Raw genomic sequence first — 24,403 nt, 5'->3', positions numbered from 1 at the left:
AGCGGGCTTGCTACGCCTGCCAAACCCCTTTGCCCTCCAGCCGCTGCCGATCATGGGCCGCATCAAGCCCCAGGGCCGGGCCCTTGGGCACGATGCCCGTGGGGTTGATGGTGCGGTGGCTGGCGTAGTAATGGCGCTTGATGTGGTCCAAATGCACCGTCTCGCCAATCCCCGGCCATTGGTACAACTCCCGTAGCCAGTTCGATAGGTTCGGATAGTCGGCCAGGCGCCGCAGGTTGCACTTGAAGTGGCCGTGGTACACCGCGTCGAAACGGATCAGCGTGGTGAACAGGCGAATGTCCGCTTCCGTCAGGTAGTGCCCCGCCAAGTAGCGTTTTTCCCCCAGTAACTGCTCCAGATGCCCAAGCTCGGCGAACACCTCGTCGAAGGCCTGTTCATAGGCCTGCTGTGATGTGGCGAACCCGGCGCGGTACACGCCGTTGTTGATCGCCGGGTAGATGCGCTCGTTGAGGGCGTCGATGCTGTTGCGCAGCGGCGCGGGGTAGAAGTCCAGGGTATTGCCGGTGATGCCATCGAAGGCACTGTTGAACATGCGGATGATGTCTGCCGATTCGTTGTTGACGATACACCCCTGGCGGGTGTCCCACAGCACCGGCACCGTGACCCGGCCGCTGTAGTCGGCGGTATCGGCGGTGTAGCGCTGGTGCAGGAAGTCGAAGCCGTCGAGTGCGTCGCCGGTGCTGCCCAGGGTTTTGTCGAAGGTCCAGCCGTTTTCTAGCATCAGCCAACTGACCACGGACACCTCGATCAGGCTTTCCAGGCCCTTGAGCTTGCGCAAGATCAGCGTGCGGTGGGCCCAGGGGCAGGCCAGGGACACATACAGGTGATAGCGCCCGGCTTCGGCGGCAAAGCCGCCTTCACCGCTGGGGCCGGGCCGGCCATCGGCGGTCAGCCAGTGGCGGCGCTGCGCCTGTTCGCGCTGGAAGGCGCCGTCCTGGCTGCTTTTGTACCACTGGTCGCGCCATTGCCCTTCGATCAACAAGCCCATTGCACTGTCCTCGGCCTAAATAGAGTGGGCCCAGTCTATGCCGATGGGTTCGAACAAAAAGCGCAAAGGGTGGGCGGTAATGATCGATTAAATGGATCGATCCCGTGCGTCCCAATACTGCTGCGCGGTGATGAACGCCTGCTCGCGGTCCTGGCCCAGGCCACGCAAGGCCAGGGCCATGGTGGCGATCAGCGCCAGTTGCGGGTAGCTGTCCTCGACGTCGCCGCGCCATAGCGCCTTGAGGTGCTGCGGGTCGAGGGACGCCGGTTTGACGTGGCGCTGGGCCGACAGCTGTGGCCATTGCTCATCCCAGCTCAGGCCGCCACAGGTGCCGTACAGATGGCTGTCGGCGTCGGGGTTGATCTCGATCTCGCCGCCGTCGCCCTTGATGACCAGGCTGGTGTCCCCCAGCAAACCGCTGGCGTCGCGGTGCACGCCTTGGTAGCCGGGGTGGAAGATGCTTTGCAGGCCGCAGCGCGCGCCGAGGGGGTTAAGGATGCGCGCCAGGGAATGGATCGGCGAACGCAAGCCCAGGGTGTTGCGCAAGTCGATCATCCGTTGCAACTGCGGCGCCCAGTCCACCAGGGGGAAGAACGCCAGGTTGCCGTGCTCCAGGGCTGCGCCCACTTGCTGCCAGTCGCGGCACAGGGGGATGTGTAGGAAGTCGAGCAATTGCTCGCTGTACAGGCGCCCGGCGGTGTGGGCGCCGCCGCCGTGCATCAGGATGCGCACGCCGTTTTGCGCCAGGCACTTGGCCGCCAGCAAATACCAGGGCAGGTGGCGCTTTTTGCCGGCGTAGGTCGGCCAGTCAAGGTCCACGCTCAGCGCCGGGGCGTTGAGGCGTGCGCGCAGGGCTTCGGTGAAACCGGCCAGCTCCTCGGGGCTTTCTTCCTTGTGGCGCAACAGCATCAAGAAGGCGCCGAGTTGGGTGTCCTCGACCTTGCCGTCGAGCAGCAGGCCCATGGCCTCGCGGGCCTCCTCGCGGGTGAGGTTGCGCGCACCGCGCTTTCCTTTGCCGAGGATACGTACGAATTCGGCGAAGGGATGCTCGGCCGGGGTTTCAAGGGTCAGGGCGGGGAAATCGTTCATAGGCAATTGGTCGGCTTGGGCAGGCCCGCCAGCTTGGCGGCGAGTTTGGCGGGAGTGCCATTGAACAGGCGGTTGAGGTGCAGGCTGTTGCCCTTGGCCGGGCCCAGTTTCAGGGCCGCGTACTTGATGAGCGGGCGGGTAGCGGGCGAGAGCTGGAACTGGCTATAGAAATCGCGCAGCAGGTCGAGGATTTCCCAATGCTCAGCCGTCAGCTCGATGCCCTCGGCGGTGGCCAGGGCGCTGGCCACTGATGGCGACCAGTCGTTGCGGTCGGCGAGGTAGCCGTCCTTGTCCAGGGCGATGGGGCGGGCGTCGACAATCAGGTCAGTCATAGCCAAGTGCTGACCTTGTCGTGGGCGATCGACAACTGCACGAACCCTGGGTAATCCACGCCAGTGATCCACGCCGGCAACTCCACGGCGCGGGCCTGAGCGTCTTCGAGCAGAACGAAGCGCGGGCTGTTCAGCGCCTGCAAGGCGTTGCACGGCGCGGTGCCCGGTTGCAGGGCGTGCACCGCGTCACCGCACAGCAGCACGCCATCGGCGGCGCCCAGCAGGCGCAGGCAACTGCTGAAGCGGCCATCGGTAAAGGGCGAATGGGACAACACATGCAAAGTCGACATCAGAGGGTTATCACCTGGTCGTAGGAATCGAAGAGGCCGCGGATCTGCTCGGCGTTCAGCGCTTGCAGGCCTTCCAGGCTCCAGTTGTGCAGGCCGCGTTCGGCGGCGCTGGTGCGGCACAGGTAAACCTCTTCCACGCCGAACAGCTCCAGGGCTTGCAGGTTGGCGCTGAGGTCTTTTTGTTCGAGGGCGCGGGCCTCTTGCCTGGTGGCGACCTGGAACACGCCGTCATCGAGAAACAGCAGGCCGATGGGTAGGCCAAAGGCGCCACCGGCAAGGACGATATCCAGGGCTTCACGGGCACCGGGGCCGGACCACGGCGCCTGGCGGCTGACAATCAACAGGGATTTGGCCACGGTTCAGGCGCCTCCAAAACAGATCAGGCGATCGGCGCTCTGCGCCGCGTCATGCAACTGGCCCAGGCCCGACAGCACCCAGGGCGCCTCCACCGTGGCCGTGCGGTTGTAGCGCAGGGCTTCTTCTGCATTGAGCGCACCACGGCGCAGGGCGGCGGCGATGCACACCACGGCGTCGAGCTGGTGTTCTTCGACCAACTCGCGCCATTGCCGCGCCAGGTCCGGTTCGTCCTGGGGCGTGACCAGGCTGCTGGCGGCGTTGTACACGCCGTCCTGGTAGAAAAACAGGCGGGTGATCTGGTGCCCGCCCTCGATCACGGCCCGGGCAAACAGCAGGGCGCGGCGCGAAGAAGGCGCGTGGGCGGCGCTAAACACAGCAATGGCGAATTTCATGACGGACTCGATGGCAAAACTGCGGCCATGATAATGCTTTCTCGACGGCCTCGCGAAAGCGCGTTCAGCGCGGCATATAGCCCAGTTGCCAGCGCCGCGGAATTTTCAGGCACACCAGCCCCAGCGCCGCGGCCAGCAAGCCGCTGACATACAGGGCCTGGAACCCCAGGCGATGCTCCAGCATCGCGCCCAGCACCGCACCGACAAACATCCCGGCCCACGGGATCAACTGCACGCGCCAGCCGTTGCGCTGCTCGCCCAGCATCCAGCGCCCCAGGCCACGGCCAAAGCGCGACAGGGCGCCGGTAACGTAGGTCAGGCCTACCGGCAGGCCGTTGACCTGCTCCACGGCGGCATTGAGCATGCCCATGGCGATGATCGCCGCCAGCAACGCTGGCAATTGCGTGGCAAACGGCCAAGCCGCCGCGCCGCACAGCAAGGTGGCGATGCACAACAGCAACGGCAGCGCCCGGCGCCCGCCGAGCCGGCCGACCACGATGCCCAGGGCATTGCCGGCGACGAAGGCCGCGACCACGATCATCAGGCGTAGGGTCAGGCCCAGGTCGCCTTCGCTGATGGCCACCGCCAGGCGCGTGGTGTTGCCGCTCATGAACGACACGAAATCGCCGGTGGCCATGAAACCAATGGCATCGGTCATGCCCGCCAACACGCTCAGGGCCGCCACCAGGCTCAGGCCAATGCGCCCGCGCAGCTTTTGCAGGCGCAGCAGGCCGGGGTGGGTGCGTAGTGGGGTGGGTGAAGGCAGCATTAGCACGCGCTCGAAAGGGCAGAAAGGCTCATTGTTCCAGACCGTACAAGCGCCGGTACTGATCCCACTCAATGCCGGCCATCTGCGCCGACTCGCGGTGCACCTCCAGGCGTTGCGCAAGGTACTGCGCGGGGCTGGCGGCGGTGAGCTTGAGGGTCAATTCCCAGGCAAACAGGCCCTGGGCCTGGGCTTCGGCCTCGAATGCAGCGTGCAGGTGCTCCTGGCGAAACTGCTCCAGGCTTTCCCGGCGCGCCTGGGCCGCCAAGGGGTTGAGCTGGGCCAACTCCAGGCCCAGGGCCGGGCGCTCGGCGAGAAAACGCTGCAAGGCCAAGGCATGACGATCGGTGGGTGCAACCATGGGCGCTCCTTTGTGGCGCGGGAAATACGCGGCCGGCCCTGACTTGGTAGCACGAACTGTAGCCAGCCGCCAGGGTGTGGCGCCGTTGCAACTGTATTGCGCATCCTTTGTAGGAAAACGGCTGGCCGGCGATAGCGCTGGTTCAGGCAGAACCTTTGTGGAAGGTGCCGGCCTCATCGCGAGCAGGCTCGCACCCACTGCGGCAATTGGTTTGCTGCTGGGGAATGGGATGGCGCATCAAGGTGCCCACCACCCAGGCGCCCAGCAGGGCGAGGAGGCCGGCCACGGTGAGGACGCGGCTGAAGCCGCCGACAAAGGCCTGACGCGCCAGGGGCTCGACGCTGGCGCGGGCGGTGTCGGGCAGGGTGCTGAGGGCGGCGTTCATGTCGCCGGCCACCACCCGCGAGGCGATCTCCTGCACCTGGCCCAGCCATTGCCCGGCCTGTGCGCTGAGGCTGGCGTGGAGTAACTGCTCGGTGTGGCTGGCGAGCAGGGCGCCGAACACGCCGATGGCCAGCATGATGGCGCTAAAGCGCATGGTGGTGCTCATGCCCGAGGCCATGCCGGCGCGGTCGCGGGGCACGCAGGCCATGATGTTTTTCTGTGTGTCGCCATTGAGCAGCCCCGCGCCGGCGCCGGTCACCGCGATCGCCAGGGCGAAACCCAGGTAGCCGCCGGCCTGGGTCGCCCAAGCGCTCAGCAAGTTGCCCAGGCCCACCAGGGTCAGGCCCGCCGCCATCAGGGTGGCCGGGGCGTAGCGGCTGGCCAGGCGCACGCCGATGCGCGGGCAGATCAGCATGGTCAGGGCGAACGGCAGCATGCCCAGCCCTGAAGCGATGGCGCTGAAGCCCAAGCCGTTTTGTAGGTAAAACGGCAGCAGGGTCATCATCACCTGGGCGCAACCGGCGTAGGCAAACATCCCGAGCAGGGCGCCGATAAAGCGCGGGTGCTTGAACAGCTGCAAATCCACCATGGGCCGCCGTTGCAGGCGTTCGATCACCACGAACAGCCCCAGCAACGCCACGCCGCCGAGCAGGCGCGCATAGGTCACGGGGCTGTCCCAGCCGATGCGGTTGGCTTCGATCAGGCCCCAGATCAAACACAGCAAACTGGCGCTGAAGGCCAGGCTGCCCCAAGGGTCCAGGCGTGCGGCCTGGGAATCGCGGGACTCCGGCACGGCGCGCCAGACCATCGCCATCAGCAGCAGGCCCACGGGCAGGTTGAGGTAGAAGATCCAGCGCCAGCCGAGGAACTCGGTGACCAGCCCGCCCACCGTGGGCGCGGCGGTCATCGCCACGCCCATGCACGCGCCCCAGAAGGCCCAGGCCTTGGCCCGCTCGACCTCGTCGTGGAAGGTATGGCCAATGGACGCCAGGGCCGAGGTCAGCAGCAGCGCCGCGCCAACGCCCTTGATGGCGCGGGCGATGTCCAGGAACAGCGCGCTGGGCGCCGCGCCGCAGCCGATGGAGGCGAGGATGAAGATGCTCAGGCCCCAGAGCAGGGTTTTCTGCCGGCCAAAGCGGTCGGCGATGCTCCCGGCGGGCAGCAGCAGCGCGGCGAAGGCGAGCATGTAGGCACTCACCACCCATTCGATATCGGCGAAGTTCGCCCCCAAGTCCCGGGCAATACTCGGCAATGTCACCGCAACGATATTGGTGTCGAGCACGATCAACGAACACACCCCGGACGCGGTGAGCAGGGTCAGGCGCGGGCTCACGGGTTTTTTGATTGCCTGCTGGGCAATGCCCTCTGGGGCGGGCTGCTCGGGTTTGACGGCCATGGCCTGTGCTCTCTATGGTGGCGGTCTGGCCAGCTTAGCGCGGTGCTACTGGCACTTCGTTAGCTGGCCGCGAGCCTTTCATTACCTTTGAGCTAATGCCCCATGGAAATCCGCCACTTCCGCTATTTCCTCGCCGTCGCCCGCCAGCGCAATTTCACCCGCGCCGCCGAGCAACTGGGCATCGCGCCGCCGACCCTGACCCGGCAGATCCAGGACATGGAGCACGCCCTGGGCACGCGCCTGTTCCTGCGCCAGCAGCGCCAAGTCAGCCTGACCGAGGCCGGGGCGACGCTGCTGATCGAGGCCGAGGCCACGGTGCGCCAGTTCGAGCTGGCCCAGCGCAACGCCCAGCGTGCCGGGCGCGGTGAAATCGGCCACATCGAGTTGGGCTACGTGGCGTCGGCGGTGTACTCGGGGCTGTTGCAAAAACAGGTGCAGGCCTTCAGCTACGCCTGCCCGGACGTCAGCCTCAGCGTGCGCGAAAGCGCCATGGCGGCGTTGCCGGGGCGGGTGGCCGAGGGGCGTTTCGATATTGGCTACATCCGTTCGCCCATGACCCTGCCCGAAGGCCTGGAGGCTGTGCGGCTGGACAGCGAAGGCTTTGTCCTGGCCCTGAGCGCCGATTCCTGGCTGTGCCGCTTGGCGCAAATCAACGCCGAGCATTTGCAGGCGCAGACCTTCATCCTTCCCGAACAGGTCAGCGGCACCTTGCAGGTCGCCGCCCAGGGCGGTTTCGCCCCGCGCCTGGGGCCGCAACCGGGTGGGCTGGTGGCGGTGATCGCCCTGGTGTCATTGGGCCAGGGCGTGGCCGTGGTGCCGGCCTCGGTGGTGGGCCATGTCAGCCTGCCCAACGTGGTCTACCGGCCCATCGCGGACAGCCCGGCCAGTTCCTGGCTGTCGCTGATCCACCGGCGCTTTGAAAAGGCTCCGGCGGTGGTGCGCTATATCGAACAGGTGCGTAGCGCCGGCCAGGGTGCAACCGGGTAGCGCTTGAGTGCGCGCGCCTTCGCGGGCAGGGCCTGCTCCCACCGTTGAGCGGTGGTGTGGGTGTGTTCCCTCTGTGGGAGCGAGCCTGCTCGCGATGGCGGCATTCCGGCCCCACAGGTTGGCCAGCACGGGTGCCTCTATTGTGGCGGCGCCGAGTGCTAGGCTTGGCGCTGTTTTCCCGCTAAGCCAAGGAGCAACCGATATGAGCATTACCCGTTACGGCACCGGCAGCACCGCCGGTGGTGGCCAGCCCCGGCCTTTTGCCCGGGCGGTGGAGGCCGATGGCTGGTTGTATGTGTCGGGCCAGGTGCCGGCCCTTGATGGCGAGATCATCAACGGCGGGATCGTCGAGCAAACCCACCAGGCCATGCGCAACCTGATCGCCATTCTCCACGAGGCCGGCTATGGCCTCGAAGACGTGGTGCGCACCGGCGTGTGGCTGGACGACCCGCGGGACTTCTGGAGCTTCAACAAAGTCTTCGCCGAATATTTCAGCAGCGAGCACGCGCCGGCCCGGGCCTGCGTGCAGGCGAGCATGATGGTCGACTGCAAGGTGGAGATCGACTGCGTGGCCTACAAGAAAAAAGCCTGAACCCTCAGTGCCGCCGATCACCTCGACCCCTGGAGCCGGACCATGCCCGTCCCTTTGAACCTGCCCGCCGTAGAAAAAGGCGCCGCCCCGTGCGGTGCCAGCCTGTTGCACGATGTCAGCCTGCCCGCGCTGGTGCTCAACGGCGCCGCGCTGGCGCACAACCTGCACTGGATGCAAGCCTTTGCCCGTGCCAGCGGCGCCGAGTTGGCGCCCCACGGCAAAACCACCATGATGCCGGCGCTGTTTGCCCGGCAACTGGCCGCCGGCGCCTGGGGCATCACCCTGGCCACCGCGGTGCAGACCCGCGCCGCATACGCCCACGGCGTGCGTCGGGTGTTGATGGCCAACCAATTGGTGGGCGCGGCCAATATGGCGTTGATTGCCCAGTTGCTCGCCGACCCGACCTTCGAGTTCCACTGCCTGGTGGATCACCCGGACAACGTCGCCGATCTGGCGGCGTTCTTCGGGGAACGGGGGCTGCGCCTGAATGTGATGATCGAATACGGCGTGGTCGGTGGGCGCTGTGGCTGTCGCAGTGAGCAAGAGGTGCTCGACCTGGCCCGCGCCATCGGGGCCCGGCCGGCGCTGGCCTTGACCGGCATCGAGGGCTACGAAGGGGTGATCCACGGCGAGCATGCCAGCAGCGGTATCCGTGAGTTCGCCGCGTCCCTGGTGCGCCTGGCGGTGGATTTGCAGGCTGAGGGCGCCTTTGCCCTGGCCCGGCCGATCGTCACCGCGTCCGGTTCGGCCTGGTACGACTTGGTCGCCGAAGCCTTCGCCAGCCGCAATGCCAGCGGGCGCTTTCTCAGCGTGCTACGCCCCGGCAGTTACGTGGCCCATGACCACGGCATCTACAAGGACGCCCAGTGCGGGGTGCTGGAGCGCCGCGCCGACCTGCACGAAGGCCTGCGCCCGGCCCTGGAGGTCTGGGCCCATGTGCAGTCGCTGCCCGAGCCGGGCCTGGCCGTGGTGGCCCTGGGCAAGCGCGACGTGGCCTACGACGCCGGGCTGCCGGTGCCGTTGCGCGGCTATCGCGCCGGGGCAACGGTGGCGGGGGATGTGGCGGGTTGCCGGGTTACGGCGGTGATGGACCAGCATGCCTTCATGACGCTGGCCCCAGGCCTTGAGTTGCGCATCGGCGACATCATCGCCTTCGGCACCTCGCACCCGTGCCTGAGTTTCGACAAATGGCGGGTAGGGTTGCTGGTGGACGAGCAGTGGCGGGTGGTGGAGTGCCTGGAGACGTGTTTCTAGCTCGCGGCAACTCTCAGCGCGCGACTCGGCGGTTGTGCAGGGTGCTTTTTGTGGGAGCAACGGTCTTCGTTCGTCACCGCCATCGCGAGTAGGCTCGCTCCCACAGAGGGAACGCACCCACACCACCGCTCAACGGTGGGAGCGGGCCCTGCCCGCGATGAGGCCGGTACAGCCGATGGCCCTCTAGCGCTTGCAATGGCGCTATCGCGGGCAGGCCCGCCCCCACACAGGCCAGCCCCCCCATAAGCCTGCCCGCGGTGGGTTCAGTCGCGGTAGAACACCTGCACCAGGTGATAGCCGAATTTGCTCTTGATCGGCCCATGCACGGTGCGCAGGGGCTTTTTGAAGATCACCTGGTCGATGGCACCGACCATTTGCCCTGGGCGCACTTCGCCCAGGTCGCCGCCGCGTTTGCCGGAGGGGCAGGTGGAGTACTTTTTGGCCAGCACGTCAAAGGCTTCGCCCTTGGCGATGCGTTGTTTGAGTTGTTCGGCTTCTTCGGCGGTTTTGACCAGGATATGGCGGGCTTGGGCTTTCATCGGGCAGTGACCTTGACGCGGGAATGGCAGCGGGGCGCGATTATGCCGCAAATCACTGGGGCTGGCCGATCATGCGGCGAATTTTGATGGCCAGCAGGTCGATGGAAAACGGCTTGGTCACCAGGTCCATGCCTTCGTCGAGAAAGCCCTGGCGTTCGGCGGCTTTCTCGGCGTAACCGGTCATGAACAGCACCTTGAGCCCGGGCCGGTGCTGGCGGGCGATTTCCGCCAGTTGCCGGCCGTTCATACCCGGCAGGCCCACGTCGGTCACCAGCAAATCCACCCGCAACTCGGACTCCAGCAGCGCCAAGGCGCCGGGGGCGTCCACCGCTTCATGGGCGCTGTAGCCCAATTCGCTCAACACATCGAGCACCAGCATGCGCACCGCCGGGTCGTCCTCCACCACTACCACCGACTCGCCGGCGCGGGCGCAGGGCGCCTGGGCGCTGCCCATCAGGGCTTCTTCCAGCGGCGCGGCATTGTGCAGGCGCGGCAGGTACAGGCGCACGCAGGTGCCCAGGCCCGGTTGGCTGCTCAGGGTGACGTGGCCACCCGACTGCTGGGCGAAGCCGTAGATCATCGACAACCCCAGCCCCGTGCCCTGGCCGATGGGTTTGGTGGTGAAGAACGGGTCGAAGGCCTTGGCCAGCACCCGTGGGCTCATGCCGGCGCCGTTGTCGCTGACGGCGAGCATCACGTAATCCCCGGCCTTGACCGGTTCCAGGGTGCTGATGTCGGTGCCGTCGAGGTAGCTGTTGGCGGTTTCGATCAGCAGTTCGCCGCCGTCGGGCATGGCGTCGCGGGCGTTGATGACCAGGTTGAGCAGGGCGTTTTCCAGTTGCCCGGCGTCGGTGTTTACCGGCCAGACGTTGTCGCTCAGTTGCACCTTGAAGCGGATGTGTTCGCCCTTGGTGCGCAAAAACAGCTCTTCGAGCGAGCGCACCAGGGTGTTGGGGTCCAGGGGTTGGCGGTTCAGCGACTGGCGACGGGAGAACGCCAGCAGGCGATGGGTCAGGGCCGCCGCGCGCTTGGCCGAGGTCACGGCGGCTTCGGTGAAACGGTCGATCTCATCGGCGCGCCCGTCGGCGATGTAGCGCTGCATCAGGTCCAGGCTGCCGATGATGCCGGTGAGCATGTTGTTGAAGTCATGGGCGATGCCGCCGGTGAGTTGGCCCACCGCTTCCATTTTTTGCGCATGGCGCAGGGCATCCTCGACGCGCTCGCGCTCGAACATCTCGTTTTGCAGGCGCTGGTTGGCGTCGGCCAGTTCGCGGGTGCGCTCGGCGACCCGTTCTTCCAGGGTTTCGTTGAGGTTGCGCAGGGCCGCTTCGGTCTGTTTGCGCTCGGTGTCGTCGATCACAAAGATGTAGAAGCCGTTGACCGCACCGTCCGCGCCCAGGCGCGGCAAGTACTTCATCAACGCGTGGCGCAGGCGCCCGTCGCGGTGCCGGGAGGTGGCCTCGAAGCTGCACGGCTTACCCGCCAGGGCCTGGGCGATGTGGGCGTGGCGTTCCTGGTAGTCGGCATCGCCCATCACCTCGCGGATGCTCTTGCCGTACAACTCTTGAGGTGTGAGGCCGAACCAGTCCAAGTAGGCGCTGTTGTTCAGGCGAAAGCATTCTTGCTGGTCGACGTAGCCGATCAACACCGGCATGGCGTTGATAATCAGCTGCAACTCGGTCTGGCTCTGACGCAGGGCCTGTTCGATCTGCTTGCGGTCGGTGAGGTCCAGGGCCGCGCCGAGAAAACGCAGCGGCCGACCGTGGTGGTCCTTGTAGCAGCGCCCGCGGGCAAACACCCAGCGCAGGCTGCCGTCGGCCAGCAGCAAGCGGTATTCCTCGGCGTACTCGGTGCCGTGGGTGATGCAGTGCTTGATGCTGCGGGCAATCATGCCGCGGTCTTCGGGGTGCACGCCGCTCAGGTAGGCGCTGATGGGCAACTCGCCGGCCTGGGTCGGGTCCACGCCGTGCAGGGTGGCGAAATGGCTGTCGGCGATGAAGCGGTCTTCGCGGATGTCCCAGTCCCAGGTGCCCACGGCGTCGGTGGCGGCCAGGGCCAGGCGCAGGCGCTCTTCCGATTCCTGGCGGGCCTGTAGGTTGGCCTCGGAGCGTTTTTTCAGCTCCAGGGCCACGCGCCGGCGTTCGTTGGTTTCGATGGCGGTGACGAGGATACCCGCTACGTGCCCGCGTTCGTCGCGGATCGGGCTGTAGGTGAGGTCCAGCCACAGGTCGCTTTGGCCGTCGTCGTGTTGCAGGTTGAAGTATTGCTCGCTGTAAGTGCGTACCTGGCCTTGCAGCACGGCGTCGTAGATGGGCGCGGTGAAGTCCTTGAGCGCGGGCCACACCTGGTGGGTGGGCTGGCCGAAGGCGTGGGGGTGCTTGTTGCCGGCCAGCAGGGCGAAGCCGTCGTTGTAGAGCTGGGTCAGTTGCGGGCCCCAGAGCAGCAGCATGGGCATGGGCGAGTGGATCACGATATCCACCGCCGTGCGCAGGCTCTGCGGCCACGCCGCTGCGGCGCCCAGGGGGCTGGCGGCCCAGTCCAGGCGTGAGATCAGGGCTTGGGCTTCGTTGGTGGCGGCGGTGGTCATCGGCAAGGTCCTGAGGCTGAGGCGCGATTGTGCGGCGCCCGGGCGTGGGGCACAACGCCTGGCGGTGGTGGGGCAACCAGGTGGCGGGGCAACAACCCTTGTGGGAGCGAGCCTGCTCGCGATGGCGGTCTGGGCTGTACCGGCCTCATCGCGAGCAGGCTCGCTCCCACACACTCGTCCCCCACAGGTGCCTAAGGGCCGCCCAGCAGCCCCGGCCGGGCTACTCGCGTAACTGCGGGCGGTCGCGGAACTCGTCCAGGGCTTGCGGGTTGGCCAGGGCGTCGGTGTTTTTCACGGGCAAGCCATGGACCACGTTGCGCACCGCCAGTTCGACCATTTTTCCGCTGAGGGTACGGGGGATGTCGTTGACCGCGAGGATTTTCGCCGGCACGTGGCGCGGTGTGGTGTTGGCGCGGATGACCTGGCGGATGTGTTGCTCCAGCGCCGCGTCCAGCGCCACGCCCGCGTGCAGGCGCACAAACAGCACCACCCGCACGTCGCCTTGCCACTGCTGGCCGATGGCGATGCTTTCCAGCACCTGGGGGACTTTATCCACCTGGCGGTAGATTTCCGCGGTGCCGATGCGCACGCCGCCGGGGTTGAGTACCGCGTCGCTGCGGCCATGGATCAGCATGCCGCCGTGGGCCAGTTCCTCGGCGTAGTCGCCCTGGGCCCAGACCCCGGGGAACTGGCTGAAGTAGGCGGCGCGCAACTGCTCGCCGCTGGGGTCGTGCCACAGGCCAATGGGCATGGCCGGGAAGTGGCGGGTGCACACCAGTTCGCCCTTTTCGCCGACCACCGGTTGCCCGGCCGCGTTCCATACCTGCACCGCCATGCCCAGGCTCTTGCCCTGGATCTCGCCACGGCGCACTGCTTGCCAGGGGTTGCCGGCGACAAAGCAGGAGACGATATCGGTGCCGCCGGACATCGACGCCAGGCACAGGTCGGCCTTGATCTGCTCGTAAACGTAGTCGTAGCTGTGCGGCGACAGGGCCGAGCCGGTACACAGGAGCGTCCTCAGGCTGCCCAGGTTGTGGCTGTGGCGCGGTTGCAGGCCTTCGGCCTGCAGGCTCGCCAGGTACTTGGGGCTGGTGCCGAACACGCTGATGGCCTCGGCGTCGATCAGGTCCAGCAGGCGTTCGGGCTGGGGGTGGAACGGCGAGCCGTCGTACAGCACCACGCGGCTGCCCACCGCCAGGGCCGAGACCAGCCAGTTCCACATCATCCAGCCGCAGGTGGTGTAGTAGAACAGGCCGTCGTCGCGGCCCAGGTCGGTGTGCAGGCCGTGTTCCTTGAGGTGCTGCAACAGCACGCCGCCGGTGCTGTGGATGATGCATTTGGGCACGCCGGTGGTGCCGCTCGAATACAAAATGTACAGCGGGTGGGCGAACGGCACCGCGACGAACTCAGGCTCGCCGCCGCTGTGGTAGAAGTCCGCCCACAGCGCCACGCGGGCCTGGGTGCGGTAATCCTCGACCCGCGCCTCGGGGCGGGCGTAAGGCACGATCAGCAACTGTTCGAGGGACGGCAGGCGTTGCAGGATTTCGTTGATCTTGGCGCTTTGGTCGAGGTTTTTACCGGCGTAGCGGTAGCCGGCGCAGGTGATAAGCACCTTGGGTTCGATCTGGCCGAAGCGGTCGATCACGCCTTGGGTGCCGAAGTCGGGCGATGAGCAGGACCAGATCGCCCCCAGGCTGGTGGTGGCGAGCATGGCCACCAGGGTTTGCCAGGTGTTGGGCATGCACGCCGCCACCCGGTCGCCCAGGCCCACGCCCGCTGCGCGCAGGCTTTTTTGCAGGCCGGCGACCTGCTCGGCGAGTTCGCGGTAGCTCAGGGTTTCGCGCTGGCCGTCTTCGCCGAGGGCAACCACCGCCGTGTGGGTGTCGCGGCGGCGCAGCAGGTGTTCGGCAAAGTTCAGGGTGGCCCCGGGGAACCACTGGGCGTCGGGCATCTGCGGGCCTTCGCGCAGCACGGCGTGGGGCGCGGCGTGCCACTGGACGTCGAAGAAATCGACGATGGCCTGCCAGAACTCGGCGCGCTGGTCGATGCTCCACTGGTGCAGGCTGGGGTAGTCGCGCAGGGCGATGCCGTGGCGGTCATGGAGCAGGCGCGCAAAGGCGTGCAGGCGGGAGGCGCGGATGCGCTCGGCGCTGGGTTGCCAAAGGATGTCGGACATAGAGGCCTCTTATTGTTGTGTGCAGCCAGCGGGCCAGCCCGCTGGCTACGACGGCAGCGATGGGCCTTACTGGGCCAACCACCCGCCATCGATGTTCCACGCCGCGCCGCGCACTTGGCTGCCGGCGTCGCTGCATAAAAACAGTACCAGCTCCCCCAGTTGCGAGGGCGTGACGAACGCCAGGGACGGTTGTTTCTCGGCCAGCAGGTCGTGCTGGGCCTGTTGCGGGTCGATGCCGCTGGCAATGCGTTCATCGATCTGTTTTTGCACCAGGGGCGTGAGCACCCAGCCGGGGCAGATGGCGTTGCAGGTGACGTTGCTGGTGGCGGTTTCCAGGCCCACCACTTTGGTCAGGCCGATGACCCCGTGCTTGGCCGCCACGTAAGCGGCCTTGCCCACCGAGCCGACTTGGCCATGCACCGAGGCGATGTTGATGATCCGCCCCCAGCCCTTGGCTTTCATCCCCGGCAAGCTCAAGCGGGTGCTGTGGAACACCGCGGACAGGTTGATGGCGATGATCGCGTCCCAGCGTTCGGCGGGGAACGCCTCCACCGCCGCCACGTGCTGGATGCCGGCGTTGTTGACCAGGATGTCGACACCGCCGAACTCGCGCTCGGCGTAGGCGAGCATGTCGGCGATCTGCGCCGGGTCGCTGACGTCGGCGCCGTGGTGGCCGACCCGCCCGCCATAGTGCTCGACCTGGGCGATTACCGCCGAGGCGTCGCCGAAGCCGTTGAGGATCAGGTTGGCGCCGGCCTTGGCCAGGCTCAGGGCAATGCCCAGGCCGATGCCGCTGGTGGAGCCGGTGACCAGGGCGGTTTTGCCGTTCAATGTTTTCATGGGTGCCTCACACAATGCCGGTGGCATAGAAAGTAGCGATCACCACGAACACCGCAAGGGTCTTGATGAGCGTGATGCCGAAAATGTCCTTGTAGGCCTCGCGGTGGGTCAGCCCGGTCACGGCCAGCAGGGTAATCACCGCGCCGTTGTGGGGCAGGGTGTCCATGCCGCCGCTGGCCATGGAGGCGACGCGGTGCAGCACTTCCAAGGGGATGTTGGCCGCGTTGGCCGCCGCGATGAAGCTCTCGGACATGGCCGCCAGGGCAATGCTCATGCCGCCGGAAGCCGAGCCGGTGATGCCGGCCAGCAAGGTCACGGTAATGGCTTCGTTGACCAGCGGGTTGGGGATGCCCTTGAGCCAGTCGGCCAGCACCAGGAACCCCGGCAACGAGGCGATCACCGCACCGAAGCCGTACTCGGACGCGGTGTTCATCGCCGCCAGCAGCGCGCCGCTGACCGCGCTTTTGCTGCCCTCGGCCAGTTTGCTGCGGATGGCACTGAAGCCGAACACCAGGACCATGATGATGCCCACCAGCAACGCGGCCTGGACTGCCCAGATCGCGGTGAGCTTGGCGATTTCGGTCTGCACCGGCACGCTCATGCCCGGCAGGCTGAGGCTGTGGGTCTTGCCGTACCACTGCGGGATCCAGTGGGTGAACAGCAGGTTCATCACCCCCACCAGCAGCAGCGGCGACAGCGCAACCCAGGGGTTGGGCAGTTTGATGTCTTCGGCGGTTTCCGGCTCGTTGCGCAGCTCGGTGCCGTAGCCTTCGCCGGCCCGTTGCGCCTTGTTGCGCTGGCGCGCCAGGTAGAGCATGCCGGCGCAGAACACGAAGATCGTGCCGATCAGCCCCAGCCAAGGCGCGGCCCAGGCCGTGGTGTTGAAGAAGGTGCTGGGGATGATGTTCTGGATCTGCGGCGTGCCGGGCAGGGCGTCCATGGTGAAGGAAAACGCGCCCAGGGCGATGGTGGCCGGGATCAGCCGCTTGGGGATGTTGCTCTGGCGGAACATCTCTGCGGCGAACGGGTACACCGCGAACACCACCACGAACAGCGACACGCCGCCGTAGGTCAGCAAGGCGCAGACCAGCACGATCACCAGCATGGCCTGGCGGGTGCCCAGCAGGCGGATCGCGGCGGCGACGATGGAGCGCGAGAACCCGGACAGCTCAATCAGCTTGCCGAACACCGCGCCCAGCAGGAACACCGGGAAGTACAGCTTGATGAAACCGACCATTTTTTCCATGAACACCCCGGTGAACGCGGGCGCGACGGCGGAAGGGTCCGTGAGCAACACGGCACCGAGGGCGGCAATGGGGGCGAAGAGGATGACGCTGTAGCCACGGTAGGCCGCCAGCATCAGCAGCGCGAGCGCGGCCAGGGCAATAATCACACTCATGGTGTGTCTCCATCGGATTGTTATTTTTGTGGGGTGCAACGGGTGTAGGAAAAATCCTTAGCGAGATCTATGCCAGGTTTTAAGTTGTTGAAATATATGAATATTTTATTGGTCTGGTGGCGAAGGGCAGGTATTTGTCTCTGTTGTGGGACGTAGGGCGCTACCGCGGGCAGGCCCGCTGCCACCACCGCAGCCTGTGAAACACGCTGTGGGCGCGGGCGTGCCTACGAAGGAGCGTACAGCGCGGCTGCGTCTCTTTTGGGAGATTTGAGTCTCTTTAGTGAGACTCGGCAATCCCCAACGCCAGCATTTTCTTGTACAGCGTCGAGCGCCCCAGCCCCAGGCGCTGGGCGGCTTCGCTGACTTTGCCGCCGCACTGGGCCAGGGTGGCCTCGATCAATTGGCGCTCGAAGCGCTGGCGGGCGGCGCTGAAGGTTTCGCCCTCCAGCACCGTGGTGGCGGGTGCCGGGGAGGGTTGCAGGGGGCTCAGGGTGCCAATGGCAGCAGCGATGGCCGGGGCGCCGAGAAGCAGGTCGTCGCTGAGCAGCGCCGCCCGTTCCAGCACGTTGCGCAGTTCGCGGATGTTGCCCGGCCAGGCGTGGCGGCCCAGCAGGGCCAGGGCGTCGCGGTCCAGTTCGTGCTGGCTGCGCAGCTCTTCGAGGATGGCTTCGCTCAGGGCCGGCAGGTCGTCCAGGCGTTCGCGCAGCGGCGGCACCTGGATCGGCAGGACGTTGAGGCGGTAGTACAGGTCGGCGCGAAACTCGCCGCGGCCAATCGCCGCTTGCAGGTCGGTGGAAGTGGCGGCGATCACCCGCACGTCGCTGTGGATCACCTCATTGGAGCCCAGCGGCTCGAATTCCTTTTCCTGCAACACCCGCAGCAGCTTGCTTTGCAGGGGCAGGGGCATGTCGCCGATTTCATCGAGAAACAGCGTGCCGCCCTGGGCGATCTGCAATTTGCCGGTGCGGCCCTTGCGGTCGGCGCCGGTAAAGGCGCCGGGGGCGGTGCCGAAGAATTCCGCTTCCAGCAGGTTTTCCGGGATCGCCGCGCTGTTGATGCTGACGAAGGCCTTGTGCGCCCGCGGCGAGGCGCCGTGGATGGCCTGGGCCAGCAGCTCTTTGCCGGTGCCGGTTTCCCCCAGCAGCAACACCGGCGAGTCGGCGCTGGCGCCGCGCCGGGCGCGGCGCTTGACCTCAAGGCTGGCGGCGCTGGTGCCGATGAAGTGGGCAAAGGTGTACTTGGCCTGGCGCGCGCGCAGCAGCGAGCGGGTGGAGGCCAGCTCTTCCTGCATGCTCATGTAGCGCTTGAGCATGGGCGAGAGGCTGCGCAACTCGTCGAACAGGGCAAAGCCGATGGCGCCGATCACCGCCCCGGCGTCGTCGTGGATCGGCAGGCGCATCACCACCAGCGGTTCCTTGGGGGTGTCCTGCATGTCCAGCAGGATCGGCCGCCCGCTGCGCACCACTTCGCGCAGCAGGCTGCCGGGGATCACGCTCTCGCAGGCGCGGCCCAGGGCCTGGGCGGCGGACTCCAGGCCGAAGCGGCGGGCGTAGCGCTCGTTCATCCAGACGATGTTGGCGTCGCGGTCGACGATCACCGTGCCCTCACTGGACTGCTCGATGATCTCGAACAGCGAGCGGATCGCCAGCAGGCGTACGCGTTGGTAATCCTTGAGGCTTTCGTTGTGGGGCATGGTGCGGGTCCGCTCAGGCTTTTTTCTTGGCGCTGGCCTCGGCCGCCAGGCATTCGAGGGCAAATTGTTCGGGGTAGGTCATCTGGATCTCGGTGGTTTCACCCTTGACCGTGCGCGAGCCGTCGAGGATGTAGCGGATGCGCTTGTCGGTCACGCCGATGCGCTTGGCGATCCAGCTGGGCGTCTGGCCGATGCGGCTGATGAGCTTGTCGGCATAGTCGGTGGAGGGGTTGTAGCGTTCGGCGTTGGGGGTCATGGGGATTCCGCAGGTAAAAGTCGGTTAGCTGAGTGGGGGCTGGCCTGTCTGTGAAGCGGGTCCCACAGAGGTGTGCTTGCACACAAGCCAGCTCAAGGCGCCAAGGTTACAGCGTTTACCCCCGCTCCGGTCGCGGCAGCAGGCTGGCGGCCAGTAATTCCTGGGTGTAGGGGTGTTGGGGCGCGGTGAACAGGGTTTCGCTGGGGCCGCTTTCCACCACTTTGCCGTCCTTGATGACCAGCATGTCGTGGGCCAGGGCGCGGATCACCGCCAGGTCGTGGCTGATGAACAGGTAGGTGAGGCCGTGTTTTTCCTGGAGGTCGCGCAGCAGCGCCACCACTTGCTTTTGCACGGTGCGGTCCAGGGCCGAGGTGGGTTCGTCCAGCAGGATCAGCGCCGGTTTGAGCACCAGGGCGCGGGCGATGGCGATGCGTTGGCGCTGGCCGCCGGAAAATTCGTGGGGGTAGCGGTGGCGGCTGGCGGGGTCCAGGCCGACCTCTTCGAGCACGCGGATCACTTGCCGCTCGCATTCGCCCGCGCTGCACGGGCTATGTACCTCCAGGCCTTCGCTGATGATCTGCGCCACCGACATGCGTGGGCTGAGGCTGCCGAAGGGGTCTTGGAAGACCACTTGCATCTGCTTGCGCCAGGGTCGCATCTGTTTGTGGTTGAGGCGGTCCAGGGCCTGGCCCTGGAAGCGGATGGCGCCGCTGGAGTCGATCAGGCGCAAAATCGCCTGGCCCAGGGTGGACTTGCCCGAGCCCGATTCGCCGACGATGCCCAGGGTCTTGCCCCGCTGCACGCTCAGGCTGATGCCGTCCACGGCGTGCAGGTGCTGCTTGGGCCGCAGCAAGCCGCCGCCGCTGCTGAATACCACGCGCAAGTCATCCACCTGCAACACCGCCTCGCGTTCGTCCCGGGGCAGGGCCTGGCCGTCGGGTTCGGCGTTGAGCAATTCGCGGCTGTAGGGGTGGCGCGGCTGGCTGAACAGTTGCTCGCAGTCGGCCTGTTCGACGATCTCCCCGGCGCGCATCACGCACACCCGTTGGGCGATGCTGCGCACCAGGTTGAGGTCATGGCTGATAAGCAGCAGGGCCATGCCCAAGCGCTGTTGCAGGGACTTGAGCAGGGCCAGGATCTTGCGCTGCACGGTCACGTCCAGGGCGGTGGTGGGTTCGTCGGCGATCAGCAATTGCGGCTCGCAGGCCAGGGCCATGGCGATCATCACCCGTTGCCGCTGGCCGCCGGAGAGTTGGTGCGGGTAGCTCTTGAGGCGCTGCTCGGGGTGGCGGATGCCCACCAGCTCCAGCAGTTCCACGGTGCGCTGTTGCGCGGCCTTGCCGCCCAGGCCCTTGTGCAGCAGCAGGGTTTCGCCGATCTGCTTTTCCACGCTGTGCAGCGGGTTCAGGGACGTCATGGGCTCCTGGAAGATCATCGCGATGCGGTTGCCGCGCACTTGGCGCAGCACGCTGGCGCCGGCGCCCAGCAGTTCCTGGCCCTGGTAGCGGATGCTGCCCGTGGTCTGGGTGCCGGCTTGGGGCAGCAGTTGCAGGATCGAATGGGCGGTCACCGACTTGCCCGAGCCGGACTCGCCCACCAGCGCCAGGCACTCGCCGGGGCGGATGTCCAGGCTCAGGTAGCGCACCACGCACTGGCCGCTGAAGGCGACGCTCAGGTCGCGGATTTCAATCAGGTTGTCAGTCATGGGTTGCGCTCAGGATCGCGGGTCAAAGGCATCGCGCAAGGCCTCGCCAATGAACACCAATAGGGAAAGGATCAGCGCCAGGGTGAAAAACGCTGTCAGCCCCAGCCACGGCGCTTGCAGGTTTTGTTTGCCCTGGGCAATCAACTCGCCCAGGGAGGCGCTGCCGGCGGGCATGCCGAAGCCGAGAAAATCCAGGGCGGTGAGGGTGGAAATCGCCCCGGTGAGGATGAACGGCAGGTAGCTCAGGGTGGCGTTCATGGCGTTGGGCAGGATGTGCCGCACGATCACCTTGCGGTCGCTCAGGCCCAGGGCACGGGCAGCCTTGACGTACTCCAGGTTACGCCCGCGCAAAAACTCGGCGCGCACCACGTCCACCAGGGCCAGCCAGGAAAACAGCGCCATGATGCCCAGCAGCCACCAGAAATTGGGCTCCACGAACCCCGACAGGATGATGAGCAGGTACAACACCGGCAGCCCGGACCAGACCTCCAGCAAACGCTGGCCCAGCAGGTCGACCCAGCCGCCGTAGTAGCCTTGCAAGGCGCCGGCGGCGATGCCGATCAGGGCGCTCAGGGCGGTCAGCGCCAAGGCGAAGAGGATCGACACCCGGGCGCCGAAAATCACCCGCGCCAGCACGTCCCGGGCTTGGTCGTCGGTGCCCAGCCAGTTTTGCGCGCTGGGCGGGCTCGGCGCCGGTTGGGTGAGGTCGTAGTTGGGCGTGTCGTGGCTGAATGGGATGGGCGGGAACAGCAGCCAGCCGCCGCCGTCGCGGATCAGGTGCTGCACGTAGCTGCTGCGGTAATCGGCCTGGAACGGCAGTTGGCCGCCGAAATCCTGCTCGGTGTAGCGCTTGAACACGGGGAAGTGCAAGGCACCCTGGTAGCTGACCACCAGGGGTTTGTCGTTGGCGATCAACTCGCCCCCCAGGGTCAGGGCGAACAGGCCGATAAACAGCCATAGTGACCACCAGCCGCGGCGGTTTTGCTTGAACCGCTCCAGGCGTCGGCGGCCCACGGGAGAGAGGCTGAACATCAGGCGTTCCTCCCGGCGAAGTCGATGCGTGGGTCGAGCAGGGTGTAGCACAGGTCGCCGATGAGTTTTATCAGCAGGCCGAACAGGGTGAAGATGAACAACGAGCCGAATACCACCGGGTAGTCCCGGGACACGGCCGCTTCATAGCTCATGCGCCCCAGGCCATCGAGGGAGAAAATCACTTCGATCAACAGGGAGCCGGCAAAAAACACGCTGATAAACGCCTGGGGAATGCCCGCCACCACCAGCAGCATCGCGTTGCGCAGCACGTGGCCGTAGAGCACGCGGCGTTCGCTCAGGCCCTTGGCGCGGGCGGTGACCACGTACTGGCGGGTGATTTCGTTGAGGAAGGCGTTTTTGGTGAGGATGGTCAGGCTGGCGAACCCGCCGATCACCAGGGCCGTGACCGGCAGCACCAGGTGCCAGAAGTAATCGGCGATTTTGCCCAAGGTGCTCAGTTGCTCGAAGTTCTCCGACACCAGGCCGCGCACCGGGAACCAGTTCCACGACGTGCCGCCGGCAAACAGCACGATCAGCAGCATGGCGAAGAGGAACGCGGGCATGGCGTAGCCGAGGATGATCGCGGTGCTGCTCCAGATATCGAACGCGCTGCCATGGCGCACGGCTTTGCGGATGCCCAGGGGGATCGACACCAGGTAGGTGATGAGGGTGGCCCACAGGCCCAGGGAAAGGGTCACGGGCATTTTTTCCAGGATCAGGTCGGTGACGCTGGCGCCGCGAAAGAAGCTGTTGCCCAGGTCGAAGCGGGCGTAGTGGCTGAGCATCAGCCACAGGCGTTCGTGGGTCGGTTTATCGAAGCCGTATTGCTTTTCGATGTCCTGGATCAGCTTGGGGTCCAGGCCACGGCTGGCCCGCGAACTGCTGCTGACGCCATCGCCGGAGGCCCCCGCGCCGCCGCCGATGCCTTGCAGGTGGGCGATGGCCTGTTCCACCGGCCCGCCGGGGGCGGCTTGGACGATGACGAAATTGACCAACAGGATCAGCAGCAGCGTGGGGATTATCAGCAGCAGGCGCCGCACGACGTAGGCGAGCATCAGCGTGGCCCCCCGGGCTGGCCACGGCGGATGCGCTCGGCGGCCATCTGTTGGTTGGTCAGGGGCACGCGGCTCACCTCCCACCAGGTTTCGAGGGCTTCTTCATTGCTGGCGGGGGTGGCGGGCATGCCGAAGCGGTTCCACCACACGGTGGAAGTGCCGGGCGGATAGTAGTTGGGAATCCAGTAGTAGTTCCATTGCAGCACCCGGTCCAGGGCATGGGCGTAACGCAACATCTGCGCTTGGCTGGTGGCCTTGACCAGGCCGGTTATCAGGCTGTCGACGGCGGGGTCTTGCAGGGCCATGGTGTTGCTGGAACCGGGGTCCAGGGCGGCCGCCGAACCGAAGTAGTTGTACAGCTCCAGCCCCGGCGAAGGGCTGGCGGGGTAGCCGGTGACGATCATGTCGTAGTCCCGGGCCATGATCCGGTTCAGGTACTGGGAAGCGTCGATGCGCCGGATGTTCAGGGTGATGCCGATCTGCGCCAGGGTGCGCTTGTAGGGCAGCAGCAGGCGTTCGATGCCGCCCTGGGTGTTGAGGAAGGTGAAGCTCAACGGCTCGCCGGCGGCATTGACCAGGCGATCGCCGTCGGGTTTCCAGCCTGCCGCTTCGAGCAGGGCCAGGGCTTGCAGTTGCTTGTCGCGGATCACCCCGCTGCCATCGGTTTTCGGCGCCTCGAAGACCTGGGTGAACACCTCGTCGGGGATCTGCCCGCGTAAGGGTTCGAGGATCGCCAGTTCTTCGGCATCGGGCAGTGCCCGGGCCGCCAGGGCGGTGTTGGAAAACACGCTTTGCTGGCGGATGTACTGGTTGCGCATCATCTGCCGGTTGCTCCACTCGAAATCCCACAGCAGCGCCAGGGCCTGGCGCACGCGGCGGTCCTTGAACAGCGGTTTTTGCAGGTTGAACACGTAGCCCTGGGCCGGTTGCGGCATGTCCTTGGCCAGGTGGGCCTTTTGCAGGCGCCCATCGTCCAGGGCCGGGCCGTTGTAGCCCACGGCGAAGGCGGAGGCGAGGAATTCGCGGTTGTAGTCGTAGGCGCCGCCGCGCAGCACCTGGCGGGCGACGTCGGTGTCGCCGAAGTATTCGATGCTGAACCGGTCGAAGTTGTACAAGCCACGGCTCACGGGCAGGTCCTTGCCCCACCAGTCGGGGTTGCGGGCGAAGGTGATGCTGCGCCCCGAATCGATGCTGCTCACCCGGTATGGGCCGCTGCCCAGCGGCGCCTCGTAGCCGCCGCCGTTGGCGAAGTCGCGGGTTTTCCACCAGTGCTGGGGAAACACCGGCAGGGTCGCCAGGTCCAGGGGCAGGGTGCGGTTTTCGTTGCTCTTGAAGTCGAAGCGGATCACCCGCGCCGATTCCACCGCCACACCTTGAACGTCGGCGAACTGGGTGCGAAAACGCAGGCTGCCCTGGGTCATCAGCAGGTCGTAGCTGTAGCGCACGTCCTCAGCGGTGATCGGCGTGCCATCGGCAAAGCGGGCCTTGGGGTTGAGGTAGAAGCGCAGCCACAGGCCATCGTCGGCGCGCTCCATTTGCTGGGCCACCAGGCCGTACACGGTGTAGGGCTCGTCGAGGGAGCGCTGGGCCAGGGGCGAGTAGATCAGGCCGTCGATCTGCGACACGCCGATGCCTTTGTCGCCATAGGGCAGCACATGGTCGAAGCGGCCGATTTCCAGGGCCGAGCGGCGCATGCTGCCGCCCTTGGGGGCCTGGGGGTTGGCGTAGGCGAAGTGGCTGAAGCCGGCGCGGTACTTGGCCGGTTCACCGTAAACCGTCATGGCGTGGCTGGGGGTGGCCTGGGCGCCGGTGGCGCCGAGCACTATCGCCAGGGCGGCGAACAACAATGAGGGAAGAGCCAGTCGCATGGTCAGCCTTACAGCCTTGGGGTCGAAACAGCCTTTTTACGCGA

Annotated in this window: 23 protein-coding genes; 3 read left to right on the top strand and 20 right to left on the bottom strand. The window is 66.3% G+C overall.

From position 1 onward, the window contains the following. Window positions 1–10: 10 nt before the first annotated feature. The 9 genes from CKW13_RS17905 to CKW13_RS17865 form a co-directional block, all read right to left on the bottom strand. Complete coding sequence (locus tag CKW13_RS17905; RefSeq protein WP_095109929.1) at window positions 11–1,009, bottom strand: glutathione S-transferase family protein; 999 nt, start codon at window positions 1,007–1,009, stop codon at window positions 11–13. A gap of 87 nt (window positions 1,010–1,096) precedes the next feature. Continuing rightward, window positions 1,097–2,098: a glycosyl transferase family protein gene (locus tag CKW13_RS17900; RefSeq protein ID WP_095109928.1), complete on the bottom strand. Its 1,002-nt coding sequence runs from the start codon at window positions 2,096–2,098 to the stop codon at window positions 1,097–1,099. Further along, window positions 2,095–2,430 carry a TusE/DsrC/DsvC family sulfur relay protein gene (locus CKW13_RS17895; protein WP_095109927.1) on the bottom strand — a complete coding sequence of 112 codons (336 nt, stop codon included), beginning with the start codon at window positions 2,428–2,430 and terminating at the stop codon, window positions 2,095–2,097. Before CKW13_RS17895 ends, CKW13_RS17900 begins: the two co-directional genes overlap by 4 nt. After that, on the bottom strand, window positions 2,427–2,720 hold the full coding sequence (tusB, locus tag CKW13_RS17890) for a sulfurtransferase complex subunit TusB (RefSeq protein WP_095109926.1): 294 nt from the start codon (window positions 2,718–2,720) through the stop codon (window positions 2,427–2,429). The genes CKW13_RS17895 and tusB overlap by 4 nt, the downstream gene beginning before the upstream one ends. Beyond that, complete coding sequence (tusC, locus tag CKW13_RS17885; protein ID WP_095109925.1) at window positions 2,720–3,076, bottom strand: sulfurtransferase complex subunit TusC; 357 nt, start codon at window positions 3,074–3,076, stop codon at window positions 2,720–2,722. Before tusC ends, tusB begins: the two co-directional genes overlap by 1 nt. A 3-nt stretch (window positions 3,077–3,079) precedes the next feature. Continuing rightward, window positions 3,080–3,469, bottom strand: coding sequence for a sulfurtransferase complex subunit TusD (tusD, locus tag CKW13_RS17880; protein WP_095109924.1), 390 nt, complete (start codon window positions 3,467–3,469; stop codon window positions 3,080–3,082). A 64-nt stretch (window positions 3,470–3,533) separates the two neighbouring features. Then, a complete protein-coding gene (locus CKW13_RS17875; protein WP_095109923.1) occupies window positions 3,534–4,238 on the bottom strand; it encodes a YoaK family protein in 705 nt (234 codons plus the stop codon). Between the two features lie 28 nt (window positions 4,239–4,266). Further along, window positions 4,267–4,596 (bottom strand): DUF6388 family protein, encoded by a 330-nt coding sequence (locus tag CKW13_RS17870; RefSeq protein WP_095109922.1) that lies wholly within the window; start codon window positions 4,594–4,596, stop codon window positions 4,267–4,269. A gap of 142 nt (window positions 4,597–4,738) precedes the next feature. Then, window positions 4,739–6,376 carry an MFS transporter gene (locus CKW13_RS17865; RefSeq protein WP_095109921.1) on the bottom strand — a complete coding sequence of 546 codons (1,638 nt, stop codon included), beginning with the start codon at window positions 6,374–6,376 and terminating at the stop codon, window positions 4,739–4,741. 102 nt (window positions 6,377–6,478) lie between these two features. Between CKW13_RS17865 and CKW13_RS17860 the strand changes: the two genes are divergently transcribed. The 3 genes from CKW13_RS17860 to CKW13_RS17850 all read left to right on the top strand — a co-directional run bounded on the left by CKW13_RS17860 (window position 6,479) and on the right by CKW13_RS17850 (window position 9,209). Then, window positions 6,479–7,363: a LysR family transcriptional regulator gene (locus CKW13_RS17860; RefSeq protein ID WP_095109920.1), complete on the top strand. Its 885-nt coding sequence runs from the start codon at window positions 6,479–6,481 to the stop codon at window positions 7,361–7,363. Between the two features lie 202 nt (window positions 7,364–7,565). After that, window positions 7,566–7,955 (top strand): RidA family protein, encoded by a 390-nt coding sequence (locus CKW13_RS17855; RefSeq protein ID WP_095109919.1) that lies wholly within the window; start codon window positions 7,566–7,568, stop codon window positions 7,953–7,955. Window positions 7,956–7,997: 42 nt separating this feature from the next. After that, window positions 7,998–9,209 carry an amino acid deaminase gene (locus tag CKW13_RS17850; protein ID WP_095109918.1) on the top strand — a complete coding sequence of 404 codons (1,212 nt, stop codon included), beginning with the start codon at window positions 7,998–8,000 and terminating at the stop codon, window positions 9,207–9,209. 263 nt (window positions 9,210–9,472) lie between these two features. Here CKW13_RS17850 and CKW13_RS17845 read toward each other — a convergent pair whose 3' ends face one another. The 11 genes from CKW13_RS17845 to CKW13_RS17795 form a co-directional block, all read right to left on the bottom strand. Next, complete coding sequence (locus tag CKW13_RS17845; protein WP_007932676.1) at window positions 9,473–9,748, bottom strand: peptidylprolyl isomerase; 276 nt, start codon at window positions 9,746–9,748, stop codon at window positions 9,473–9,475. Window positions 9,749–9,800: 52 nt separating this feature from the next. Next, entirely contained in the window at window positions 9,801–12,335 is a 2,535-nt protein-coding gene (locus CKW13_RS17840) for a PAS domain-containing protein (protein ID WP_095109917.1), read from the bottom strand. Between the two features lie 220 nt (window positions 12,336–12,555). After that, window positions 12,556–14,511 (bottom strand): acetoacetate--CoA ligase, encoded by a 1,956-nt coding sequence (locus CKW13_RS17835; protein WP_095109916.1) that lies wholly within the window; start codon window positions 14,509–14,511, stop codon window positions 12,556–12,558. 66 nt (window positions 14,512–14,577) lie between these two features. Next, a complete protein-coding gene (locus CKW13_RS17830; RefSeq protein WP_095109915.1) occupies window positions 14,578–15,351 on the bottom strand; it encodes a 3-hydroxybutyrate dehydrogenase in 774 nt (257 codons plus the stop codon). Between the two features lie 7 nt (window positions 15,352–15,358). After that, window positions 15,359–16,750, bottom strand: coding sequence for a GntP family permease (locus tag CKW13_RS17825; RefSeq protein ID WP_095109914.1), 1,392 nt, complete (start codon window positions 16,748–16,750; stop codon window positions 15,359–15,361). Window positions 16,751–17,027: 277 nt separating this feature from the next. Next, complete coding sequence (locus CKW13_RS17820; protein ID WP_095109913.1) at window positions 17,028–18,443, bottom strand: sigma-54-dependent Fis family transcriptional regulator; 1,416 nt, start codon at window positions 18,441–18,443, stop codon at window positions 17,028–17,030. 13 nt (window positions 18,444–18,456) lie between these two features. Beyond that, entirely contained in the window at window positions 18,457–18,699 is a 243-nt protein-coding gene (locus CKW13_RS17815) for a hypothetical protein (RefSeq protein WP_095109912.1), read from the bottom strand. A 115-nt stretch (window positions 18,700–18,814) separates the two neighbouring features. Beyond that, window positions 18,815–20,404, bottom strand: coding sequence for an ABC transporter ATP-binding protein (locus CKW13_RS17810; RefSeq protein WP_095109911.1), 1,590 nt, complete (start codon window positions 20,402–20,404; stop codon window positions 18,815–18,817). 9 nt (window positions 20,405–20,413) lie between these two features. Next, window positions 20,414–21,436, bottom strand: a complete 1,023-nt coding sequence (locus tag CKW13_RS17805; RefSeq protein ID WP_176465137.1) for an ABC transporter permease — start codon at window positions 21,434–21,436, stop codon at window positions 20,414–20,416. Further along, on the bottom strand, window positions 21,436–22,491 hold the full coding sequence (locus CKW13_RS17800) for a microcin C ABC transporter permease YejB (protein ID WP_095109910.1): 1,056 nt from the start codon (window positions 22,489–22,491) through the stop codon (window positions 21,436–21,438). Before CKW13_RS17800 ends, CKW13_RS17805 begins: the two co-directional genes overlap by 1 nt. Further along, complete coding sequence (locus tag CKW13_RS17795; protein WP_095109909.1) at window positions 22,491–24,359, bottom strand: extracellular solute-binding protein; 1,869 nt, start codon at window positions 24,357–24,359, stop codon at window positions 22,491–22,493. The genes CKW13_RS17800 and CKW13_RS17795 overlap by 1 nt, the downstream gene beginning before the upstream one ends. Window positions 24,360–24,403 lie beyond the last annotated feature (44 nt).

The organism is Pseudomonas sp. Irchel 3E20 (assembly GCF_900187645.1).
In the GTDB taxonomy this organism is placed as follows: Bacteria; Pseudomonadota; Gammaproteobacteria; order Pseudomonadales; family Pseudomonadaceae; genus Aquipseudomonas.
The sequence above is the reverse complement of the archived record's forward strand: the minus strand, read 5'-3'. Positions and strand labels throughout refer to the sequence as shown.

What these genes read in the sequence shown, in the direction of transcription:
- CKW13_RS17905 (WP_095109929.1), bottom strand. Translation starts at nt 1,009, where the DNA reads ATGGGCTTGTTGATCGAAGGGCAATGGCGCGACCAGTGGTACAAAAGC.
- CKW13_RS17900 (WP_095109928.1), bottom strand. Translation starts at nt 2,098, where the DNA reads ATGAACGATTTCCCCGCCCTGACCCTTGAAACCCCGGCCGAGCATCCC.
- CKW13_RS17895 (WP_095109927.1), bottom strand. Translation starts at nt 2,430, where the DNA reads ATGACTGACCTGATTGTCGACGCCCGCCCCATCGCCCTGGACAAGGAC.
- tusB (WP_095109926.1), bottom strand. Translation starts at nt 2,720, where the DNA reads ATGTCGACTTTGCATGTGTTGTCCCATTCGCCCTTTACCGATGGCCGC.
- tusD (WP_095109924.1), bottom strand. Translation starts at nt 3,469, where the DNA reads ATGAAATTCGCCATTGCTGTGTTTAGCGCCGCCCACGCGCCTTCTTCG.
- CKW13_RS17875 (WP_095109923.1), bottom strand. Translation starts at nt 4,238, where the DNA reads ATGCTGCCTTCACCCACCCCACTACGCACCCACCCCGGCCTGCTGCGC.
- CKW13_RS17870 (WP_095109922.1), bottom strand. Translation starts at nt 4,596, where the DNA reads ATGGTTGCACCCACCGATCGTCATGCCTTGGCCTTGCAGCGTTTTCTC.
- CKW13_RS17865 (WP_095109921.1), bottom strand. Translation starts at nt 6,376, where the DNA reads ATGGCCGTCAAACCCGAGCAGCCCGCCCCAGAGGGCATTGCCCAGCAG.
- CKW13_RS17860 (WP_095109920.1), top strand. Translation starts at nt 6,479, where the DNA reads ATGGAAATCCGCCACTTCCGCTATTTCCTCGCCGTCGCCCGCCAGCGC.
- CKW13_RS17855 (WP_095109919.1), top strand. Translation starts at nt 7,566, where the DNA reads ATGAGCATTACCCGTTACGGCACCGGCAGCACCGCCGGTGGTGGCCAG.
- CKW13_RS17850 (WP_095109918.1), top strand. Translation starts at nt 7,998, where the DNA reads ATGCCCGTCCCTTTGAACCTGCCCGCCGTAGAAAAAGGCGCCGCCCCG.
- CKW13_RS17845 (WP_007932676.1), bottom strand. Translation starts at nt 9,748, where the DNA reads ATGAAAGCCCAAGCCCGCCATATCCTGGTCAAAACCGCCGAAGAAGCC.
- CKW13_RS17840 (WP_095109917.1), bottom strand. Translation starts at nt 12,335, where the DNA reads ATGACCACCGCCGCCACCAACGAAGCCCAAGCCCTGATCTCACGCCTG.
- CKW13_RS17835 (WP_095109916.1), bottom strand. Translation starts at nt 14,511, where the DNA reads ATGTCCGACATCCTTTGGCAACCCAGCGCCGAGCGCATCCGCGCCTCC.
- CKW13_RS17830 (WP_095109915.1), bottom strand. Translation starts at nt 15,351, where the DNA reads ATGAAAACATTGAACGGCAAAACCGCCCTGGTCACCGGCTCCACCAGC.
- CKW13_RS17825 (WP_095109914.1), bottom strand. Translation starts at nt 16,750, where the DNA reads ATGAGTGTGATTATTGCCCTGGCCGCGCTCGCGCTGCTGATGCTGGCG.
- CKW13_RS17820 (WP_095109913.1), bottom strand. Translation starts at nt 18,443, where the DNA reads ATGCCCCACAACGAAAGCCTCAAGGATTACCAACGCGTACGCCTGCTG.
- CKW13_RS17815 (WP_095109912.1), bottom strand. Translation starts at nt 18,699, where the DNA reads ATGACCCCCAACGCCGAACGCTACAACCCCTCCACCGACTATGCCGAC.
- CKW13_RS17810 (WP_095109911.1), bottom strand. Translation starts at nt 20,404, where the DNA reads ATGACTGACAACCTGATTGAAATCCGCGACCTGAGCGTCGCCTTCAGC.
- CKW13_RS17805 (WP_176465137.1), bottom strand. Translation starts at nt 21,436, where the DNA reads ATGTTCAGCCTCTCTCCCGTGGGCCGCCGACGCCTGGAGCGGTTCAAG.
- CKW13_RS17800 (WP_095109910.1), bottom strand. Translation starts at nt 22,491, where the DNA reads ATGCTCGCCTACGTCGTGCGGCGCCTGCTGCTGATAATCCCCACGCTG.
- CKW13_RS17795 (WP_095109909.1), bottom strand. Translation starts at nt 24,359, where the DNA reads ATGCGACTGGCTCTTCCCTCATTGTTGTTCGCCGCCCTGGCGATAGTG.